Origin of the sequence: Colwellia sp. 75C3 (genome assembly GCF_002836255.1) — a bacterium.
GTDB lineage: Bacteria > Pseudomonadota > Gammaproteobacteria > Enterobacterales > Alteromonadaceae > Colwellia.
The window spans coordinates 61,668-80,434 of sequence record NZ_PJAU01000032.1; the positions used below are offsets into that span (position 1 = coordinate 61,668).

Below are 18,767 nucleotides of genomic sequence, written 5' to 3' on the forward strand. Positions count from 1 at the left end.
AACTGAAACGAAGACTTCACTGCTGGAGTCTTCGTTATTCCCTCTGAAATATCCCTGCCCTTTACGCTATTTCTGTAGAACAAAGTAACGCATTTTTAATATCAATCAAGGTACTGACATGATTAATGGATGAGAGCATTGCAGACATTAACGGAACATAACCTTGTTGTTCAAATTGCTTTTGAATATCTGTTGGCACTTTTTCCAACATAGTTTGATTAATGCTGTAGAGACCTTCAAGCTTACACTCTTGGCTATTGTTGTACTTGATATCTAACGTTACCGATTCAATCAAGTCATACTCAGATAACAACGTTATAAAGGCACGATTTAACACAAAGCCCTGCGTTAAGTCTGCCAATATTTTGGTTTGTTGCTGCAAATAGGCCGTTGCTTTATCCTGGCTAAATAAGCTATTACCTTGCTGCTGTTGTACCCTATTATCATCAACGTCCAGTGCTAAACTCGGTTTGTCCTGCTGATTATTCCCACTTGGGTCGACATCATTTATCAAATAAAACGGTTGGCTTTGTATTTTTAACGGTAAATAACATTTACGCCATAAACCACTGCTTTGATAAATGTTTTCATCAACCGTTAAGCCAAATAACGCCATGGGTTGAAATTGTCCGGTGTCACTGTCTTTACAGAGAAATATCGGATAATACTGGGCAACCTCAGCAAACTCTTGCAAAACGATATGGCTCATATGAACATTGGCATTATTTGCCAATACACCATCAACTAATACCTTGCTGTGTTTATGTTTTTCACTGCTAACTTTCTCTAATTTACCCATTATCGACCCCACTATTTTTATTATTCTGCTTCCCTGAAATCAAACTGTAACTTCATGATAGAAGTTATACTTTGCTAAAACCAAACTGCGCTATTTTTTCGATTAACTCTCGATTACTCGGCAATGCAGCGGAGTATTTTACGGTGATTTTTTCATTTTCCGCAAACATACGTTGCGCCAGATTTTGCTCTTTTTCATCTTTTTCACTATTTGATTGCGTGAATTCATAATCCATACCGTACAGCACATATTGGTAACTTGCTGCCGAGAAAACTTCACGTTTCTGGCTAAAGTCATACTCCGATGGCGAACGATGCTTCCATAAGGTCATCAATTCTTGCAAGCTTTCAGGAATGGTTTCTGGGTCTTTGTTATCACGCCAAAAAGCCGTATCTTCACGTTTACTGGCAATGTAATGCAGCTTCAGAAAATCAATTATGCGATCCCAGTTATAACTGAATCGTTCGTTGTAATGCTTGGCAACAATGTCCATACATTCTCTATTGGCGGGTAACTGCTCACTGATAGTCGTAGCGGCAAGTTCAATCATTACCAATGCAGAGGCCTCTAGTGGCTCTAAAAATCCGGCAGACATTCCAACAGCAACACAATTATTAACCCAAAACTTTTCTCTAATACCGGGATTAATATCTATTTTTCTAAACGTTAGATCTTCGCTCTTTTCGCCAATAGAAGATTTTAAATATTTACGCAGTGCATTTTCAGCATCACCTTGAGAAGTATGTTTACTTGAATAAACATGACCGACACCTCGGCGTGACGGCAAACCTATATCCCAGATCCAACCGGCGTCTTGAGCCGTTGATATGGTGTGAGAAGCAATAGCATCATCGCCCTTTTCATAAGGTATTTGTACTGCCAGTGCCGTATCAATAAATAGCACATCTTTTTTGCTAATAAGCGGTACTTGAAAATGTTTGCCAATAAGTAAGGAGGAAAATCCCGTGCAATCAACAAATAAGTCACCTGAGATATCGCCATGATTATTAGTGTTAACACTCGCAATATCGCCAGAATCTGTACTGTTGATGGTGCCAACATGATCGCTAACATACTCAACACCAAGTTTGTTTATACAATGCGATTTTAAAAATGCTGCAAACTTTCCTGCATCCAAATGATAAGCATAGTTAGCGATTGCGGCGTATTCAGGTGAGGTTATTAATTTTGGCGCTAAGCCGTTTTCGCACAACTGCTCTTGAAAACACACTGCTGCTGAAAATGATTTTGGTTGGCTGCTTTGTTCGCTATTTTGAGAGTTGCTTGGCTGTTGATTATTTTGTTGCCAATATTTAAATAAATCAATATCAAAATAGCCCTGAGGAAGTACTAAAGGGTGATAATAAAAATCATCTTCATCACCCGTCACCCATTTGGCAAACTTAGCGCCTTGTTTAAAGCTAACATCACATTCACGCATGAAGTCAGTTTCAGACACGCCCATTTTTTGTAAGGTACCTCGCATGGTCGGCCAAGTACCCTCACCTACGCCAATGATATTGACATCGGGTGACTCTATTAGGGTAACTTTTACTCCTTGCGCTGACTTACTATTATGCATTGCAGCAATGCGACCTGCGGTGATCCACCCGGCACTGCCACCACCAACAATAACAACATGTTTTAATGATTTAGACATAATATTCTCTTCTTTTTTAATGCATATTTTTTAATAGTTAATTAAGTTGCTTTGTTTACTGATGGACTTAACTCTGCAGAGCTTAACGCTGAAGAACTATTCACTGCTGTGCTATCAGGTGATTTAATTATCAAAGACTTCACTTTAAAGCCCGCAAATGCACAGATAATTCCGATAATCGGCGATAGCCAATTAAAGAAACAAAATACCGCGTAGTCCAAGGGGTTTATCAGTAATACCGATTGCATATAAGCACCACAGGTATTCCAAGGAATCAATGGTGACGTTACTGTGCCACCGTCTTCTAGCGCCCGTGATAAGTTTTCTGGCGCTAACGAATGTCGTTTATATTCTTCTTTAAACATACGTCCGGGCATAACAATTGCGATATATTGATCAGCGGCAATACAGTTAGTACCAAAAGCCGTCACTATCGTAGTTGAAATCAATGAGCCAACACTATTGGTCACGCCCATTAAGCTTTCAACAACACGCTTTAATAAACCGACTTTTTCCATTATTGAGCCAAAAGTCATCGCTGATATGATTAACCAAATGGTATTAAGCATTGAGCCCATGCCACCGCCACTTAATAAGTTATCAACGACTTTATTTCCAGTATCGAGTGATACACCTGCGAACATAACTTGCCACACCACCATAATATTGGCTTCGACTGCCGATAGACCGTCATTGGCATAAGACATAATAAGGTCTTGTTGAAATAATACTGCCCATACTGCGCCAGCAATAGCACCAATACCGATAGCAGGAAACGCCGGCATTTTGTTAACCGCTAACAGTAGCGTGATAGCCAAAGGAAGTAGTAAATACCAAGCGATAAAAAATTCACTTTCTAAACTTACTAGCAGTTGTTCAATTTCAGTATTCGATACTTGCCCGGTGTTATTTAAGCCGAGAAAGAAAAATAGTATCAAAGTAATGACAAAACTGGGTACCGTACTCCACATCATATGTTTAATGTGAACAAATAATTCAGTACCAGCAATAGCTGGCGCAAGATTGGTGGTATCAGATAACGGTGAGAGTTTGTCACCAAAATAAGCGCCGCTGATAATTGCTCCAGCGGTCATGGGACCTGAAGCGCCAATGCCAGAAGAAACGCCCATTAACGCTACACCAATAGTGGCAGCTACCGTCCAACTACTGCCAATGCATAAGGCGACTAATGCACAAATAATGCAGCAACAAATATAAAAGTACTGGGGATTTAGAATTTGCAGACCAAAATAGATCATCGTAGGTACTGTGCCTGCCAGCAACCAAGTGCCTATTAGCGAGCCTACCGCTAATAAAATTAAAATAGCACCCAAAGTTAAGCTAATACCTTTAACAATGCCCTCTTCAATCTCATGCCGTTGATAGCCATTTTTTAAACCAATGATGCAAGCAATACCCGCGCATAACATCAATGCTATTTGGTTAGGTCCTGATGACGAATCATCGCCAAAAAAATAAACCGCGAGAAAGAGTAAAAAAAGTAAAATAACAATGGGAAATAAAGCATCAAATAATGTTGGTTTTTGTTTTTCTTTTATCATATTCATCTCGCCTTTTATTTTCATGCCTATGTGGTTAACTCAAGAGTGTTCTGTAACCTTATCTTCGAAGTCTCTGATCGTAACGTCGCATGGATACTACTTACTAGACAATACAAGACGCATATTGTCCTGATCCATTAACTTATTACAAACTGGATCCCCGATTAATACACCACGGGGATGACGTCTGAGAGTACGATGCATAGTCGCTGCTATAACGTCATCTTCGAAGTCTCTGATCGAAGATCCATTAACTTTTTACAAACTGGCCCCCGATTAATACACCACGAGAGTAATATCTGAGAGTCCTCTGCATAGTCGCTGCTGTAACGTCACCTTCGAAGTCTCTGATCGAAACGTCGCATGGATGCTACTTATTAGACAATGCAGGACGCATATTGTCCTGATCCATCATTTTAACTACATGTCTTTGTAGTTAACTCAAGTACTACAAACAAAAACGGCGATTAAATAAATTTAATCGCCGGATGTTTTACTCTATTTAGTTACATGATTATGATGACCAATTGACTCACCATGACCCGTTAGTGCCGATAACCATTTATCAATTTGTTCCGGCTTATCCGGAGCAGCACTAACACCTGGTGCGATTTCATTATTAAGTACTGACTCAATAGCTAAACTCACTGTCAACGACACTAAACGCGCCATTGCTTGTCCTTGTGCGTTTCCTTTGCTGTCTAGGTGATAACTTTGATGCCAAACAACCTTACCTTCTTTACGTGCTTCTAACTCTACGCACATAACAACACGGTCAGGTTCGTTTTCGCCATAAAGATATTTCTGCTCAAGATCTTTACTAATTTCAAGTAAACGTGCATCGCCACTAGCGCCTTCTAACGTTGCAATTTCATCAAACAATGGCTGCCACGCTGTTGACCAACCATTTAAACGTAACGTACCACGAACGAATTCCTGCACATCCCAATCATCTTGAAAGTTATACTGCTTGATGAATGGTAGTGAATCTCTGTTCGGGTAAGCTTGAAACGTTTCGCTATGATCAGCTAACTGCGCTTGATACTCGCTTAATGCTTCCCATGGCGCATTAGACGTTTTAGCAACGCCATTTTCTTGCCATTTAGCTTTCGAACGTAATGCTTTCAACACGCCTAATGGTGACCAACTGAACTTGTATCTAAAATCATTGGCAACTTTAGGAAAACCGCCACAATATGAGCGAAAATAATGTTGGTTATCAGGAGAAAATTGCTCACTGTTTTGGTAACTATCAACCAATAAGTGCGCTAATAAATGATCAATACCTGGATCTAAACCCACTTCATTAACGAAACATAGGTTTAAGTCTTTTGCTTGTGAATCTAGTTCAGCCATATCTGGTGCTATATAACTACTAGAAACAAAGTGAGCTTCATGCGCTAAACAAAACTTAGCTACAGTTAAATGCAACGTTGCTGGCAGCATTGAAACAAGTACATCGCCTTTTTTAACCGTATCGGCTAACGCATCCCAATCTAACTGACGAACATCAACGTCAACAGCATCATTTTTAAGTGCTTGCTCTGCTTTAGGTAAGCTACGGTTCCAAACAATAAGGGGGGTTTCTTTTTTTGCTAATTCGATAATACCAGGTACTGCCGATAGTCCGGCGCCTAGCCAATGTATAGTATTTGTCATGTTCTTCCTTTATAGATTAATATACCAATTGAACTAATTAAGTGATCATTTTCAAATGGCCTAAATATCCAATAACTTCGTTGCTTTCAATCCCAATAGCCCGCTATTGGTCAATCAAGCGCCTTGTTCTTGAACATTTATTCTCATTGAATTCTGTAACATTAATTAATTCAAATGGTATTAGTTTTGCTATTAAATAGAGCGAGTGCTGTAGGCCAAACGCCTTGAGATTTATCATCAAGCGTTAATAAATGCGTTAATAATTGTTCGCCATAATCTTCACTACTCTCTTTAGGTAAAAGAGAAGGCAGATGATCAATAGCAATAAGGTCAAGCACCTTAGTGTGATCAATACGTAAACATGGCGTTTTGAATGTGGTGCATTGCTGATAAATAGGTAATGGGTTGTAGCTACCATAAGGGTCGCAACTAACATCAACAATGACAGAGAGTTTTCTATCTGGCTTACTCAGTAATTCACTGGTGATAAATGGCGGTAAATCTTGATTGATTAAAACACAATTAATAAATATGTCGGCTTGGTTAATTTCAACAAAAGGACCGCCCTTTTTAGTTTCTGCCATGTCCCATTCAAGCACATCAAGTGACAGCGCTTTAGCTAAATCTGCCGCCCCTTTACCACTACGTCCTTTAGCACCAATCACTAATAAGGTAGGCTGACCTTCAACCTTATTTAGCGCTTGCTCAAGGTCTACAAGTAATTGCTGTTTGTCTTTATAAGATGAAATATCAGCGAGTGGTGGATCAATACTTAACTGTTGATTTACCCATGCTAGTACCGACAATGCCGCGCCAGCAAAACCAGCCCAATAACCAAAAGCTGCAATTCTTCGTTGTTGTGCGTCTACTAAATATTCTAAATCAAACAACTCGCCGCCGCCGCGGGTAAAGCGCGATAATAAGGCTTGCCATCCCGCTTGTTCTTTATAAGCGTGAGCAAAATAAATGTGTTGATGAATAAGCGGAAAATTATCTTCAGGTAGTTCTTTTAAGCCTAATATAATGGCCTCTTTAGGCGCATCAACCCAACTACCTTCAGCAACTAATTCAACATCGACTTGTCGGTATAGTTCTTGAGAGAAAATATTTTGAGATGAACATTCTACCGTTACCTTAAATCCAGCTTCAATCAATGCTTTTGCACCTTTAGGTGACAATGCGGTACGTTGTTCATGGGGCTTTGTTTCTGCTCTAAGCCAAATGTGTGCCTTATTCATAATATATATTTTCAGTTATTAATATCAAACGGATTAATGTGTTGATGTATTAATGTATTGACCCGATTGGTATAAGTTAAAAAGAAACGTTAATCCGCCATAGCAAAATTAACGTCCATGAGATTCAGCAAATCCCTTTGCCTTTTAAAAGATTAGAATGAACCGCGAATACCAATAGAGTAACGAGGACCTGTTTCAATGGTATATAACGCATGGTTACTATATAAACCACGCTTTTTAGTGACTTCATTAGTCACGTTTATACCTTCAAAAAACAACGTAAACGATTTGTTGATGTCATAACTACCGCTCACATCAACTTGGTAATAATCTTCAACATAGATTGGATCACCACCAGCCCAGTTAGAGGTTGTTTGCATAAACTCATCACGGTTGTTATAGGCAACACGAAATTGAATAGCGTCTTTCTCGTAAAATAAAACCGCATTTTGAGAGTCTCCCAATCCCGGTAAAGGTAATGGTTTTTCAGCAGAATCAGTACTTGATTTACTATCAACAAACGTCATATTTGCCATCATGCCTAAGCCATCAAATGGCGCAGGTAAATAAGTAAATCTGTGTTGAAAGGCAAGCTCGATACCGTCAATTTTTGTTGAGTTAACATTCACTGGACGGCTTACTTGTAAATCAAACTCTCCGTTAGGAACAGTCACTGATTCTTGAGATTGACCTTCATCAATAAAGTTATCAACGTCTTTGGTGTAATAGGCTACAGCGAGATAACTTGATTCATCAAAATACCATTCAAGACTTAAATCAATGTTGGTAGACTCATAAGGTTCAAGGTGAGGGTTACCGCCCGAAGCAGATAAATTATCAATTTTACCTTCGCTATATGACAGAGCAGGAGATAGCTCAGTTAACGTTGGGCGAGTAATACTTTTTGAGAAGGCAGTACGCACAATAACATCTTCAACAATCTCGATATTCGCGTTAATGCTTGGTAGTACATTGCTATAGTTACCATCAATACTGATAGCCGTTAATTCATCAGATGTAATAGGAACATAGTTACCAAGACCATCCGGGCCGGTAATATCGATAAGCGCATTGCCGTAACCTGCTGAAGTAGTATCTGTTTGCACATAACGAACGCCAGCAACAACTTGCCAAGGCATATCACTTATTTCACCATCAAAATAAGCATCCATGTACACAGCTGTTAGCTCTTCTGTCACTTCATATGAATCTGACAATACATTCTGCGCGGTATGACCACCATTACTATCCATGGCTTGCTTCATTCTTGCTGCATCAGTAGGATCTAACTGAGTGTAACCTTCTTCACTTTCTAAAAAGGCCATGTATTCGTATGAATCAAAACTTAACCAATTACTAACAGGATTACCGCCAACTGCTGACAAAAACCCATCAGCATCAAAATCACTGAATAAGCTTGAAGGAAGCTGTATGTTATAGCCGCCCCAACCGTTACGTACTGTTCTATCAGTATTGGTCGGCATCGTTGACAAAGTACGGTTTGAGTGTGAAGTACCAAAATTAACTTTTGATAAAGCACCCGCATCTAAAACCCATTCAATATCTAGACGGGCTTCAAAAATTTCATCTTCAATGTCATCACCAAAGATACTTGCCCAGTTAGCACCTAAAATATCTTTACTCAAGTTTTCTGAGAAGCCTAAAACAGGAACAGCGCCACCTTGAGTATTATCAAAAGTGTAACTATTAAAAAATCCTGCCACGGTATCGGTAGTGCCATTGCCGCCGTTTGATTCCGCATTAGAATAGGAAACATCACCAACAATATTGATTGCATCATTTAATTGCCAATCCATATTCATACCAAAAGCAGTAGTCGTTGTTGGACGGTAAGATAAACGGTTTAAGTAATCAGTCGCACTATTATTCCCAGTGGCTAATTTAACTATTGTGCGATTGTCATCAAGCGTAGCGTCAACGATATTGCCCGGCTCAAACCAATGAGCAAGAATATCTTCTCTATAACTCACATCATATTTTGAATACAACGCATCGGCAGTGAATAAAAGTTCATCGCTTGGTTGGTACTGTAAAACTAAGCTACCGCTGGTACGTTCACGATTTTCAGTTCTAACGATTTGATCATAGTTTTGCGGCATAAAAACATCATTAAGGGTTTCGCCACTTTCTAATGAATTTAAATCTTCGCGCTGATAACCCGCTGTTTGGGCTATGTCACTTTTACTGTCTTTATCGCTATAAGCAAGCGAGGCTAAAACACCAAACTTACCATCATCAAAAGTATTACTAATTAAGCCTGAGAAGGTAGGATTATTAGAATCTGATAGTTCATCGTAGGTGTTTTTTATACTACCAACCGCTTTAAATTCGCCAATAGCTAATGGTCGATGAGTAGTAATATTTATTGTTGCGCCAATACTGCCGTCTTGTAATTTTGCTGACTGAGTTTTATGTACTTCAGCGCCACTAATTAATTCAGCGGCAAGTGTGTCAAAGCTAAATGCTCTGCCACCACTAACAGTCGACATAGTACGACCATTAACTAAAACTGAGTTGAATTCTGGGCCTAAACCACGAACGCTGACTAACTGGCCTTCGCCGCCATCTCTGTCAATGGCTACACCTGATATACGTTGCAATGATTCAGCAACATTTTGATCAGGAAATTTACCTATATCTTCAGCAACGATTGCATCAACAATACCATCTGATGATTTTTTAATATCCATAGACTTAACCATACTGGCATGAATACCAGTCACGGTAATCACTTCAGTTTCGTCTTCTGTTGCTTCAGCTGCATGAGCGAACGTTGTTATGCCTAAATTAAGCATAACAAGCATTGATAGATAACTAAGTTTTGGCTTTTTATTCTGCATTTTAAACTCTCCTGTTCAGATGTTACCTACGGGTAACATCATCATTTTTTATTGTATGTTTCATGGATGTTTTTTAATCAGCTGATTGCCTTACTATAATCATAATAATACTAATTACAACATTTATCATACAAATACACGTATTATTTATCATACAAATAAACTTGTAACAAAAAACAACTAAATATCAGTAATGTAAGAAGATGTGTGATTTGAAATACAGGTAGGATTGAGAGTAAAGTCAGAAGTTTACGTTTTTATTGATGCTAAGTTGGAGGGGGGTTTTAGTTTATTGAAAATAAAAGCACCTATCTAATAATTCCTTATCTGGAATTATTAGATAGCAATATCACTATTATTGTCATCAAAAGTGACTGATTTAGCGATGTTAACAATATTAGCGATGCTCAGCTTTAACCAGCATGCTTGCCCCAAGCCATACAAACCAGACAATTTGACCCAAACCAAATATTTCGGTGAGTACCTCCGCAGGATAAATAGTCATAATACCGGCAAGTCCAATAAACAAACCAAAGTAGCTAAGCATCTTAGAAAACTGCTGAGATTTTAACGCCGCGCAACTTAATAACAACAGCCATAATCCGCCAACCACTTCGTTACCGCCCCCTAAACCTTCAACAATAATATTAACGGTTAACCACAGGGTCATCGCTTGCTCTGGTTCGTTAACCGATAGTTTGATAACCGTCGCCAAGCCAATATTGGCAATCATGCCACTGGCAATAACCAAACCAATCCAAATTACGCCAAACACTGCGGCAAGTTGCGATAATACCAGCGCACTGTTTTTAAAACGATGATAAAGCGCCAGCACTAATACCGCTAAAAAAACACCAAACACTACATACATAATCAAGTTTACAACCGATAATATCAGTTGATTATCCACTAAAAAACTCAACTTTTGTGCGGTATCACCACCACGAGGAAAGTCAAAAAAACCGCCAAAATAAACAAAGGCCAGTACATAAATAACCGCCTGTGCAAGTGCAGCAAAGCCGCCAATTTTTTGTAAATTATTCATCTAATATTTATCATCAGTTTTAGGACATGTCCATTTATAACATACAATATCCATCGATCGTACAATATCTATTACTGTTAAAAATAATAGCCTTTATAAGGACTTATATCGTCCGAGACTAACAGCACGGACACTTTTTATAGGGAAATGATGAATATTACATGGAAACTTAAACATCCCATGCACGCATATTTGTGGCATGAGACGGCTAAATTAGCGGTTGGATAGTTTCTACTAATATTATCGCTACTCTAAACTAATAATAATGGTAGCCTCCTGGTTTATTAAAAGGTAATTAGCTGAGCTAATCTCATAACAAAAAGTCCTTACAGCTAAGATCATGCTTAATAAAGTAAAGTTGTAAATTTTACTGTCGCTGTATGGAGAAAAACTTATTATAATTTGTATAACTCACCATCTGAGTTCGGCAAAATAGGTCAGATATTGCTCAAAGCAACAGTTTATAAACAAAGTAAAGAATCAATGGAAATAATACATGCCTACAGAAACACGAACATTTTTAATCACTAAATCAGATACCCACCTAAAAGATAAAACAGGCAAGGTTTATTCAGTGCCTGCTGGTTGGCAAAAATTACCCGCTGGGGATGCCTCGATTACGCGTAAGTTGAAATCTCTAGGACCGAGTTGGACCGTTCAAGAAAAGAAGGGGCGCAAGTCTTTTTCACACGGTGTTTGGGCGGCAAAAGAACACATTGAGGCTGCAAAGTCACTGGTCGAAGCGCAGCGAGCCGATCCTAAGCATCAAAAGAAATTGGCTCAGGCGAAAGTTCGCCGCGAAGAAAAAGAAGTCGTCTTCAGCACAGATTTTCAGCAAGAGATTATTAAATTTCTCAACTTCGACAAAAAGTATCAAGCCTTGGTTGAGCAATTAGCGGTGTTGGTAAAAGAACACGCAGTTCCCGTGGGTAGCGGTACAGTAGCGCGTAGTTCATCGGTGACTTTGGATGATAAGGCCGCTTTGGCAGTAATGGCCTGGATGCGGCATCAAACCAGTGCGTATGATTCAACATCTGTTCCGCGAATTAAGGGCGCAAGACGTGAACTAAGGCGAAAAATCGCCCGTCAATCCGAACGCATATTAGCAAAGTACCGCAGTGGCGATGAGGTAGATTTTATCCTTTGTCCGCTTTATAAGGCGCTGTATAAAAAATAACGTGCTAAATCATCAGCGGCTTTCAACTGAAGCTATGGAAAAAACCACCGACCGTATTCTTGCAAAACGGTTAGGCCTACCCGCTTAAGTTACAGGTTTAACTTACTTATTATTAAGTGATAAAAGCCGTTATATTACCGGACAATCAATTCATATTGATGGTGGTTTAGTACTCACTTAACCAAACTTAAAAGTGATTCGGGTAATGTTGATTTGATACCCGAATCACTTAAATAACATTAGTTAGCACACTCGCCTATAACCCTACAACAACGGCAGAAACTTACACTACAACGATTTTATTAGTTGCCAATTATTTTGTTTATCAACCGATAATACTAACAGCCTGATATTCATGTAATTACCACCATCTAAATAATCATGTACTACAACAATGACATCTTCGATAAGATCATTGTTTGTGTCGCCACGACCTATGATTTCTAACTCTTGGTATCCGCCGTCATGATAATAGGTAGATTTAGTGGCCGATTGTGATTCATATTTGGTAAGTGGCGTTATATCTGCCCAATGGCTTAATGCGGCGTTATTGGCATTTCGTTTAGACTCTTCTAGTGATGTTTGCAGTGCTACCGATTTTGGCAACAGCTTAGGCAAATCATTACTTAGTACTCGCTCAGGTAAAAAACTCGATGTCGCGTTTTTAGCTGATAATAATAGGTTAGCTGCTTCACACATGACCTTAAACTCTAGGTAGGGACCCATTTCATTTTCTTTAGCGGTACGTGTTGTTTCAATTCCTTGCTCAAAATAATTCTGACACGTATTAAAAACGGAGTCTCCTGCTTTGGTATGGGTCATGGTAATGTCGGCATACCAAGGCGCAGAAATTAATTGCTCAAGATCTTCAATAGTACTGAATTCGATAGTAGATGCTAAAAGCTCGGGTAAGGTAAAGCCTGTATTCCAACTTACAGGAATACTTACTTTGGGTTCTGGGGCTGCATTTGTTACACACCCTTGCGCGGTTACTAGAAAAAATATAGCACTAGCTATTAATAATGGTTTGAAATACATAATGTTCCTGAGTCCTATGGTTTGACTGTAGAGGTTGTGTTTGCTGCTGATTTTTCAAGGAGATCTTTAACATACTTATTTCTTTCTGCTGCGGAGGCCATAAGTTAATTCCTTTTATATTTCAAATTCATTAACTGATTCCTCAATGAACACTAAGTGACTAATTTTATGGCTTTAATTAATGCAATGTAAAGCACATATTATTCATTAAATTTTGGCATTTGTTCAGGAATAATGACACAACAATGAGTAAGCCCCAAAGACTAATCTAGGGATGTCTGCATCACGATTACAAAACGTAAATTAGTCGATTGCGCTAAAGCCAAATCAAACCAGCCAGTCAGTCAGTCAGTCAGTCAGTCAGTCAGTCAGTCAGTCAGTAAATGATAATAAATATCATTTACATTGAAGCGCATTAATTAAAGTGATACCTTTATGTTATAACATAACACAAGAAAAGGTAATAACATTGAAACCAAACATTCACCCTAACTATCAAAAAGTCGTTTTCCATGATACTGCAGCCGATACCTATTTTTTGGTGGGTTCAACAATTAAAACCGAACGTATCATCGAATATGAAGGAAAAAAATATCCTTATGTCACTATTGATATCTCAAGCGTTTCACATCCATTTTATACAGGTGAACAACGTGTTGCGAAAAAAGATGGCCGTATTTCTAAATTTCAGAATCGCTTTGGCAGCATAGGAAGTAAATAATGAAAGTATTAAGCTCACTAAAGAGCGCTAAAAGTCGCCACCCTGATTGTCAAATAGTAAAACGCCGCGGTCGCATTTATGTCATTTGTAGTTCGAACCCTAGATTCAAAGCCGTACAAGGTAAAAGTAAGAAGAATTAGTACGTTGCAGAGTACCCGTTATAAAATCTGGGAGTAGATTAACTCCCAGACTTTCTTAGGTAATAACGCCAAAACAATGGGGAGTCAATATCCTCACTATCTTCATCCATACCGACTTGACGAAGTGATACTTCCAAAAAGTGTCCTTAAACATAGCAACTTATTCTGAAAAAAATAACTTCCTCGGTATTTTTATATTATTAACAAATCACGATACCTTTTACAGCGCTATCGTAACTTGGTAGGCAAATACAAGGTTATATAAATAAACAGTTACCTTTTATGTAAACTCAATTTTTCATTTGATTACTATCCATAACCTATAAATAGTGCCATCTGAAAAATTACCGCTTGATAATGTGATAATATAACACTAAAGTAGCCGTATTATTTTATTATAAACATTACTACTTCACTGCTACGTTAGCTAAGCGAAGTATAATGGTATGGATACCTAATATTTTGAATTTACCTATTTCAAGTACTATCGCCACGAACGAAGTTAAGTCCCGTATTTCTAGCCAATCAAAATTCCCGAGCACGTTGACTGATATATACCGAGACGATGTTAATTTAGCCGTTTGGCAGCATTCTTTGAATGAAAATATGACACCTTGCATTGAAAGCCTCATTAAGAAAAAGCCTAAATTTAGTACTGTCATGATATTAACGCCTAACAACGCTTATCAGCATATTGCAGAGTGCCTCAACGACATTGAACACAACCATTCACTTTGTGAACATATAAGTTTGTTAGTCGACATGTTTTGTACACTCTTTGAACTAGAATGTGCTGGCTTGCGACTAAAGCTACTCAACCAACCTATGTGCCCTAAGTTTCATGTCGACAACGTGCCATGCCGACTTGTAACAACGTTGCATGGCCCAGCGACACAATGGCTTCCTCACAGTGCCGTTAACAGAGGTAAATTAGGTCGTAACAGCAATGGCCTAGCCGATGAATGTTCAGGAATAATCAACCCTGACAGTCATGTTGAGCAGCTTTCTTGTGGTGACATCGCCTTACTTAAAGGTGAGCATTGGCATAATAATGAACAAGCTGGTTTAGTTCATCGTTCACCTGCGACAGCACAAAATATACCTCGCTTGTTGCTTACTTTAGATTTTGCGAGTTAGTGGCATGTTAATGTCGACAAAACGCATGAAAGCGATAAGCCCGCTGTTCAGCTTCGCTAACAATGTTATCGGGCAAGGTCATTCAATTCATAACAATGTTCGAGACGCGTTATTCCTACAATTACCTAGGTTAAGTGAGGAATAACGATGGTAGATATCCAAGCATGTATTAACCAAGCTGAAAAAACATGTCGCCTGCAAGGTTTGATACTCACCACAAAGAGAAAGTTAATTTTAACGGCATTGTTGCAAGTCAAAAAAGCGGTTTCAGCCTACGAATTAGTTGAGTTGCTAGAAACACAATTTAAAGAATCCCTTGCACCTATGTCTATTTATAGAATTTTAGCTTTTTTAGAAAAATGTCATTTAGTACATAAACTGAACATAGCAAATAAGTATGTCGCTTGTGCTGGCATACTTAATGAACAGCCGCATGAAACCTCACAATTATTTTTTTGCCAGCTATGCCAGCGGGTAGATGAGGTTAAGCTAGAGCCTAGCAAATCATCGGATTTAGATAACAAAGCAAAGCAATTTGGTTATCAGATATTATCTTCTCATATAGAGCTTAATTGCATGTGCAATGCCTGCTTACGTTAAAAAATCCCGTTTACTTAACAAGGTAAAAAATGAAAACATTAACTATTTCCACAGACAAAATGGCTATCAGCTTGTCTTTTTTATGTGTTTTACACTGCTTAGCAATTCCATTATTAGTGATGTTACTACCAAGTTTAGCGGTTATGCCACTTGCCCAAGAGTCATTTCATTTTTGGATGGTAATCACGGTTATCCCTATTAGCATTTACGCATTAACGTTAGGTTGTAAAAAACACAAAACGTTTTCTGTGGTTGTGACGGGGCTGCTTGGTTTAGGGGTCTTAATTGGTGCGGTTATGTTCGGTGAAAGTCACCTTGGCGAACGAGGTGAAAAAATATTCACCGTATTAGGCGCTATGCTTGTTGCAATAAGTCATTATCAAAACTACTCTCGCTGTCGAAAAATAGAACAATGCCCCTGCCCCAGCAGCAAAAATGACAGTTAACTTTAACGACAATCAGTTTATAATCACTGATACTACGCGCTAAGCAAGCAACACTAATAGCTTGTTTAGAGTACGCTAACAGAGTAACAATTTACCCAATACTGACTAATGACAATAATTAATGGAACAGCGATAAGATGAAGAAAGCGCATGAGAAAATTTTAGCCGTACCTACCAATGTTATTACTGGCTTTCTTGGCGTTGGAAAAACCTCAGCTATTCTTCATTTACTCAAGAACAAACCTATAAATGAGCGTTGGGCAGTATTAGTTAACGAGTTTGGCGAAATAGGGGTTGATGGCAGTTTGTTTGAAGGTCAATACACCGAAGAAAACGGTGTCTATATTCAAGAAGTTCCTGGGGGATGCATGTGCTGTGCTTCGGGTGTGCCAATGCAAATTGCCTTGAATCAATTATTACTGCGCTCGAAACCGCATCGTTTACTTATAGAACCAACAGGCTTAGGTCATCCAGCGGAGGTAATACAAGTATTAAGTAATCAGTACTACAAAGATATATTGCATTTACAAAAAATCATCACCCTAGTCGATGCAAGAAATTTAGCCGACAAACGCTACACAGAACACGAAACCTTCAACCAACAACTGGCTATTGCCGATGTCGTTGTTGGTAATAAACTTGATTTGTATCATCAGCAAGACCAAGAAAAGTTAGCGGCTTATTTATCAAGGTCAACCAGTAAAACAAGCCAACTTTACTTTATGGAACACGGACAAATTCAAATGCAGTGGCTTAAGGGGTCTACAAAACACTTAACTAACACGCATCATCATGCAAATCATTCGACAAAAAATAATAATGTGAACACGGTAACAATACCCGATTGTGGTTTTGTAAAAGCGGTAAATCAAGGCGAAGGCTTTTATAGTGTCGGCTGGCGTTTCGTAGCGAAGCAAGTATTTAATAAAGAAAAGTTACTTACATTACTTCATCATATTGACGCAATTAGAGTTAAAGCAGTCATTATTTCTGAAAAAGGTCATTACAGTTTCAACATCACCGCCGATGGTTTTACCGAAACACTTTTAAAGGACTGTGCCGAAAGCCGCATAGAGATCATTTGCACCACCATAAATGAAAATTGGCAACGAGACATTCTCGCTACACTAATGACAGATTAGTATTTGACTCACGTTAAGAAATGAAGCGCCCGCATCAACGGGCTAAGTCGTAGCTAAGCCAACTTAAGTTAAGTTAAGTTAAAACCTTGTAACTTAACTGGCTTCACCTATTTATAAACTGGGTTTATACGCTTTTCTGCGTTCCTCTAACCATTGGTTCAGTAATAACGACAGTACAATGAGTGAGCCACCAAAGACTAATCTAGGGATGTCTGCATCACGATTCCAAACCACTAAATTAACGATTATACCAGATGGGATCAGCAAGTTATTCATAATGGCCAGTGCACCAACATTAACCAACGTAGCGCCTTTATTCCAAGCAAAAAAACCAACACCTGAAGCGATAATACCTAAATAGACTAATACGCCCCATTGCAGATCAGTTGTTGGTAGTTTATTGGCATCACCAAAAATTAAATAACAAATAGCAGCCACACAAAAAGCACCGATAAAAAACCAAGCAAATACTGCTTTTTGATTGATAGGCGGTTCTAGCTTATGGCTAGCCATTAACCGTTTATAGCAGACCTGCCCGCTAGCAAAACATAAATTAGCCGATTGCACTAAAACCAAACCAACAATAAAGTTAGCATCTATGGCGTTAAAACGAATAGCAATAGCACCTGTGGTTGCCAGTAATGCGGTTAACATAAAATTGAGGTGAAATTTTCGCTCAAAAGCATCATTTAACAAGGTGATATAAATAGGGGTCATTACGGTAAATAATAAAACTTCAGGCACAGACAAATACAAAAATGACTGATAATAAAAAACGTACATTAAGCCTAATTGAATAGCACCTATGCCCATTAATTTAATAGCGGTTTGCCAGCTAATTTCATTTAATCGTAAAAAGGGTAAAAAGACTAACATCGCCAAACCAATACGCATTAATACCGAGAACCAAGCATCAACCTGCCCCGCTAAATACACGCCAATTAAACTAAATGAAAAAGCCCACAATAAGGTAATCGAAATAAGATATGACATTAAAACCTGACCAGATGATTTTTTTATCATTGTAAACAACAATCAATATCAAACGTAGTTATTTCACCTTAGTAATTATGATCATCGGCCGAGAAAGCATAAAGACAATGGATCTTCGATTAGTAACTTCGAAGATGACGTTGGCAATAGATGTTCAACCAGCAACGTCAAAGATGACGTTGGCAATAGATGTTCAACCAGCAACGTCGAAGATGACGTTGGCAATAGGTGTTCAACCAGCAACGTCGAAGATGACGTTGGCAATAGATGTTCAACCAGCACCGTCGAAGATGACGTTTACCATGAGATCCTGCGTGTACTTCGTAGGAATATTGTTTTATCTATTAACTCACCCTACACGTTTAAAATTAATACACTCAGACCTTTTTATCTACATAATTCAGATAAAAGCTGATGTAAATCACGTTAAAAATAATAACGACAAAGTGTTACTACTCTAAATTGGCATAATAGCGTACAGTTGCGCAAAATTTTGGCCCTTACTCAGCGGTATTACCTGCGACATTAGCAAAAAATCTTCATTAGCTA

General features: G+C 38.6%; 18 protein-coding genes. 9 read left to right on the forward strand and 9 right to left on the reverse strand.

All coding sequences use genetic code 11. From position 1 onward, the window contains the following. Positions 1–61: 61 nt before the first annotated feature. The 7 genes from CXF85_RS02220 to CXF85_RS02250 all read right to left on the reverse strand — a co-directional run bounded on the left by CXF85_RS02220 (position 62) and on the right by CXF85_RS02250 (position 10,824). A complete protein-coding gene (locus CXF85_RS02220) occupies positions 62–799 on the reverse strand; it encodes a SapC family protein (RefSeq protein ID WP_101226901.1) in 738 nt (245 codons plus the stop codon). A 64-nt stretch (positions 800–863) separates the two neighbouring features. Continuing rightward, positions 864–2,459 (reverse strand): tryptophan halogenase family protein, encoded by a 1,596-nt coding sequence (locus CXF85_RS02225; RefSeq protein ID WP_101226902.1) that lies wholly within the window; start codon positions 2,457–2,459, stop codon positions 864–866. A 41-nt stretch (positions 2,460–2,500) separates the two neighbouring features. Then, complete coding sequence (gene nhaC, locus CXF85_RS02230) at positions 2,501–4,021, reverse strand: Na+/H+ antiporter NhaC (RefSeq protein WP_101226903.1); 1,521 nt, start codon at positions 4,019–4,021, stop codon at positions 2,501–2,503. Between the two features lie 498 nt (positions 4,022–4,519). Beyond that, on the reverse strand, positions 4,520–5,680 hold the full coding sequence (locus CXF85_RS02235) for a saccharopine dehydrogenase family protein (protein ID WP_101226904.1): 1,161 nt from the start codon (positions 5,678–5,680) through the stop codon (positions 4,520–4,522). Positions 5,681–5,850: 170 nt separating this feature from the next. Continuing rightward, positions 5,851–6,918: a saccharopine dehydrogenase gene (locus tag CXF85_RS02240; protein ID WP_101226905.1), complete on the reverse strand. Its 1,068-nt coding sequence runs from the start codon at positions 6,916–6,918 to the stop codon at positions 5,851–5,853. A gap of 152 nt (positions 6,919–7,070) precedes the next feature. After that, a complete protein-coding gene (locus CXF85_RS02245; RefSeq protein WP_101226906.1) occupies positions 7,071–9,779 on the reverse strand; it encodes a TonB-dependent receptor in 2,709 nt (902 codons plus the stop codon). Positions 9,780–10,176: 397 nt separating this feature from the next. Continuing rightward, positions 10,177–10,824, reverse strand: a complete 648-nt coding sequence (locus CXF85_RS02250; protein WP_101226907.1) for a DUF4386 family protein — start codon at positions 10,822–10,824, stop codon at positions 10,177–10,179. Between the two features lie 496 nt (positions 10,825–11,320). On the opposite strand from CXF85_RS02250, the gene CXF85_RS02255 reads away from it, so the two are divergent. Continuing rightward, entirely contained in the window at positions 11,321–12,001 is a 681-nt protein-coding gene (locus tag CXF85_RS02255; RefSeq protein WP_101226908.1) for a DUF2293 domain-containing protein, read from the forward strand. Between the two features lie 288 nt (positions 12,002–12,289). Here the strand turns inward: CXF85_RS02255 and CXF85_RS02260 are convergent, their stop codons facing one another. After that, positions 12,290–13,039, reverse strand: a complete 750-nt coding sequence (locus tag CXF85_RS02260; RefSeq protein WP_101226909.1) for a hypothetical protein — start codon at positions 13,037–13,039, stop codon at positions 12,290–12,292. 469 nt (positions 13,040–13,508) lie between these two features. Between CXF85_RS02260 and CXF85_RS02265 the strand changes: the two genes are divergently transcribed. From CXF85_RS02265 to CXF85_RS02290, 7 genes are all read left to right on the forward strand, one after another. After that, positions 13,509–13,760 carry a type B 50S ribosomal protein L31 gene (locus CXF85_RS02265; protein WP_101226910.1) on the forward strand — a complete coding sequence of 84 codons (252 nt, stop codon included), beginning with the start codon at positions 13,509–13,511 and terminating at the stop codon, positions 13,758–13,760. Next, on the forward strand, positions 13,760–13,900 hold the full coding sequence (gene ykgO / locus CXF85_RS02270) for a type B 50S ribosomal protein L36 (RefSeq protein WP_101226911.1): 141 nt from the start codon (positions 13,760–13,762) through the stop codon (positions 13,898–13,900). Before CXF85_RS02265 ends, ykgO begins: the two co-directional genes overlap by 1 nt. A gap of 441 nt (positions 13,901–14,341) precedes the next feature. Beyond that, the gene (locus tag CXF85_RS02275) at positions 14,342–15,037 is read left to right on the forward strand and encodes a DUF1826 domain-containing protein (RefSeq protein ID WP_198555460.1); all 696 of its coding nucleotides are present in this window, start codon (positions 14,342–14,344) and stop codon (positions 15,035–15,037) included. A 10-nt stretch (positions 15,038–15,047) separates the two neighbouring features. Further along, on the forward strand, positions 15,048–15,182 hold the full coding sequence (locus tag CXF85_RS23270) for a hypothetical protein (RefSeq protein WP_269801145.1): 135 nt from the start codon (positions 15,048–15,050) through the stop codon (positions 15,180–15,182). Positions 15,183–15,184: 2 nt separating this feature from the next. Beyond that, positions 15,185–15,637 carry a Fur family transcriptional regulator gene (locus tag CXF85_RS02280; RefSeq protein WP_101226912.1) on the forward strand — a complete coding sequence of 151 codons (453 nt, stop codon included), beginning with the start codon at positions 15,185–15,187 and terminating at the stop codon, positions 15,635–15,637. Between the two features lie 29 nt (positions 15,638–15,666). Beyond that, complete coding sequence (locus CXF85_RS02285) at positions 15,667–16,083, forward strand: MerC domain-containing protein (RefSeq protein ID WP_101226913.1); 417 nt, start codon at positions 15,667–15,669, stop codon at positions 16,081–16,083. Between the two features lie 137 nt (positions 16,084–16,220). After that, positions 16,221–17,225, forward strand: a complete 1,005-nt coding sequence (locus tag CXF85_RS02290; RefSeq protein ID WP_101226914.1) for a CobW family GTP-binding protein — start codon at positions 16,221–16,223, stop codon at positions 17,223–17,225. A 111-nt stretch (positions 17,226–17,336) separates the two neighbouring features. Here CXF85_RS02290 and CXF85_RS02295 read toward each other — a convergent pair whose 3' ends face one another. Further along, positions 17,337–18,218 (reverse strand): DMT family transporter, encoded by an 882-nt coding sequence (locus CXF85_RS02295; protein ID WP_101227314.1) that lies wholly within the window; start codon positions 18,216–18,218, stop codon positions 17,337–17,339. A 107-nt stretch (positions 18,219–18,325) separates the two neighbouring features. Between CXF85_RS02295 and CXF85_RS02300 the strand changes: the two genes are divergently transcribed. Further along, the gene (locus tag CXF85_RS02300; protein WP_101226915.1) at positions 18,326–18,679 is read left to right on the forward strand and encodes a hypothetical protein; all 354 of its coding nucleotides are present in this window, start codon (positions 18,326–18,328) and stop codon (positions 18,677–18,679) included. Positions 18,680–18,767 lie beyond the last annotated feature (88 nt).

Coding starts and splice junctions, on each gene's coding strand:
- CXF85_RS02225 (WP_101226902.1), bottom strand. CDS start 2,459: ATGTCTAAATCATTAAAACATGTTGTTATTGTTGGTGGTGGCAGTGCC.
- CXF85_RS02295 (WP_101227314.1), bottom strand. CDS start 18,218: ATGTCATATCTTATTTCGATTACCTTATTGTGGGCTTTTTCATTTAGT.
- CXF85_RS02285 (WP_101226913.1), top strand. CDS start 15,667: ATGAAAACATTAACTATTTCCACAGACAAAATGGCTATCAGCTTGTCT.
- CXF85_RS02275 (WP_198555460.1), top strand. CDS start 14,342: ATGGTATGGATACCTAATATTTTGAATTTACCTATTTCAAGTACTATC.
- CXF85_RS02220 (WP_101226901.1), bottom strand. CDS start 799: ATGGGTAAATTAGAGAAAGTTAGCAGTGAAAAACATAAACACAGCAAG.
- ykgO (WP_101226911.1), top strand. CDS start 13,760: ATGAAAGTATTAAGCTCACTAAAGAGCGCTAAAAGTCGCCACCCTGAT.
- CXF85_RS02240 (WP_101226905.1), bottom strand. CDS start 6,918: ATGAATAAGGCACACATTTGGCTTAGAGCAGAAACAAAGCCCCATGAA.
- CXF85_RS23270 (WP_269801145.1), top strand. CDS start 15,048: ATGTCGACAAAACGCATGAAAGCGATAAGCCCGCTGTTCAGCTTCGCT.
- CXF85_RS02290 (WP_101226914.1), top strand. CDS start 16,221: ATGAAGAAAGCGCATGAGAAAATTTTAGCCGTACCTACCAATGTTATT.
- CXF85_RS02245 (WP_101226906.1), bottom strand. CDS start 9,779: ATGCAGAATAAAAAGCCAAAACTTAGTTATCTATCAATGCTTGTTATG.
- CXF85_RS02300 (WP_101226915.1), top strand. CDS start 18,326: ATGGATCTTCGATTAGTAACTTCGAAGATGACGTTGGCAATAGATGTT.
- CXF85_RS02260 (WP_101226909.1), bottom strand. CDS start 13,039: ATGTATTTCAAACCATTATTAATAGCTAGTGCTATATTTTTTCTAGTA.
- CXF85_RS02280 (WP_101226912.1), top strand. CDS start 15,185: ATGGTAGATATCCAAGCATGTATTAACCAAGCTGAAAAAACATGTCGC.
- nhaC (WP_101226903.1), bottom strand. CDS start 4,021: ATGATAAAAGAAAAACAAAAACCAACATTATTTGATGCTTTATTTCCC.
- CXF85_RS02255 (WP_101226908.1), top strand. CDS start 11,321: ATGCCTACAGAAACACGAACATTTTTAATCACTAAATCAGATACCCAC.
- CXF85_RS02250 (WP_101226907.1), bottom strand. CDS start 10,824: ATGAATAATTTACAAAAAATTGGCGGCTTTGCTGCACTTGCACAGGCG.
- CXF85_RS02235 (WP_101226904.1), bottom strand. CDS start 5,680: ATGACAAATACTATACATTGGCTAGGCGCCGGACTATCGGCAGTACCT.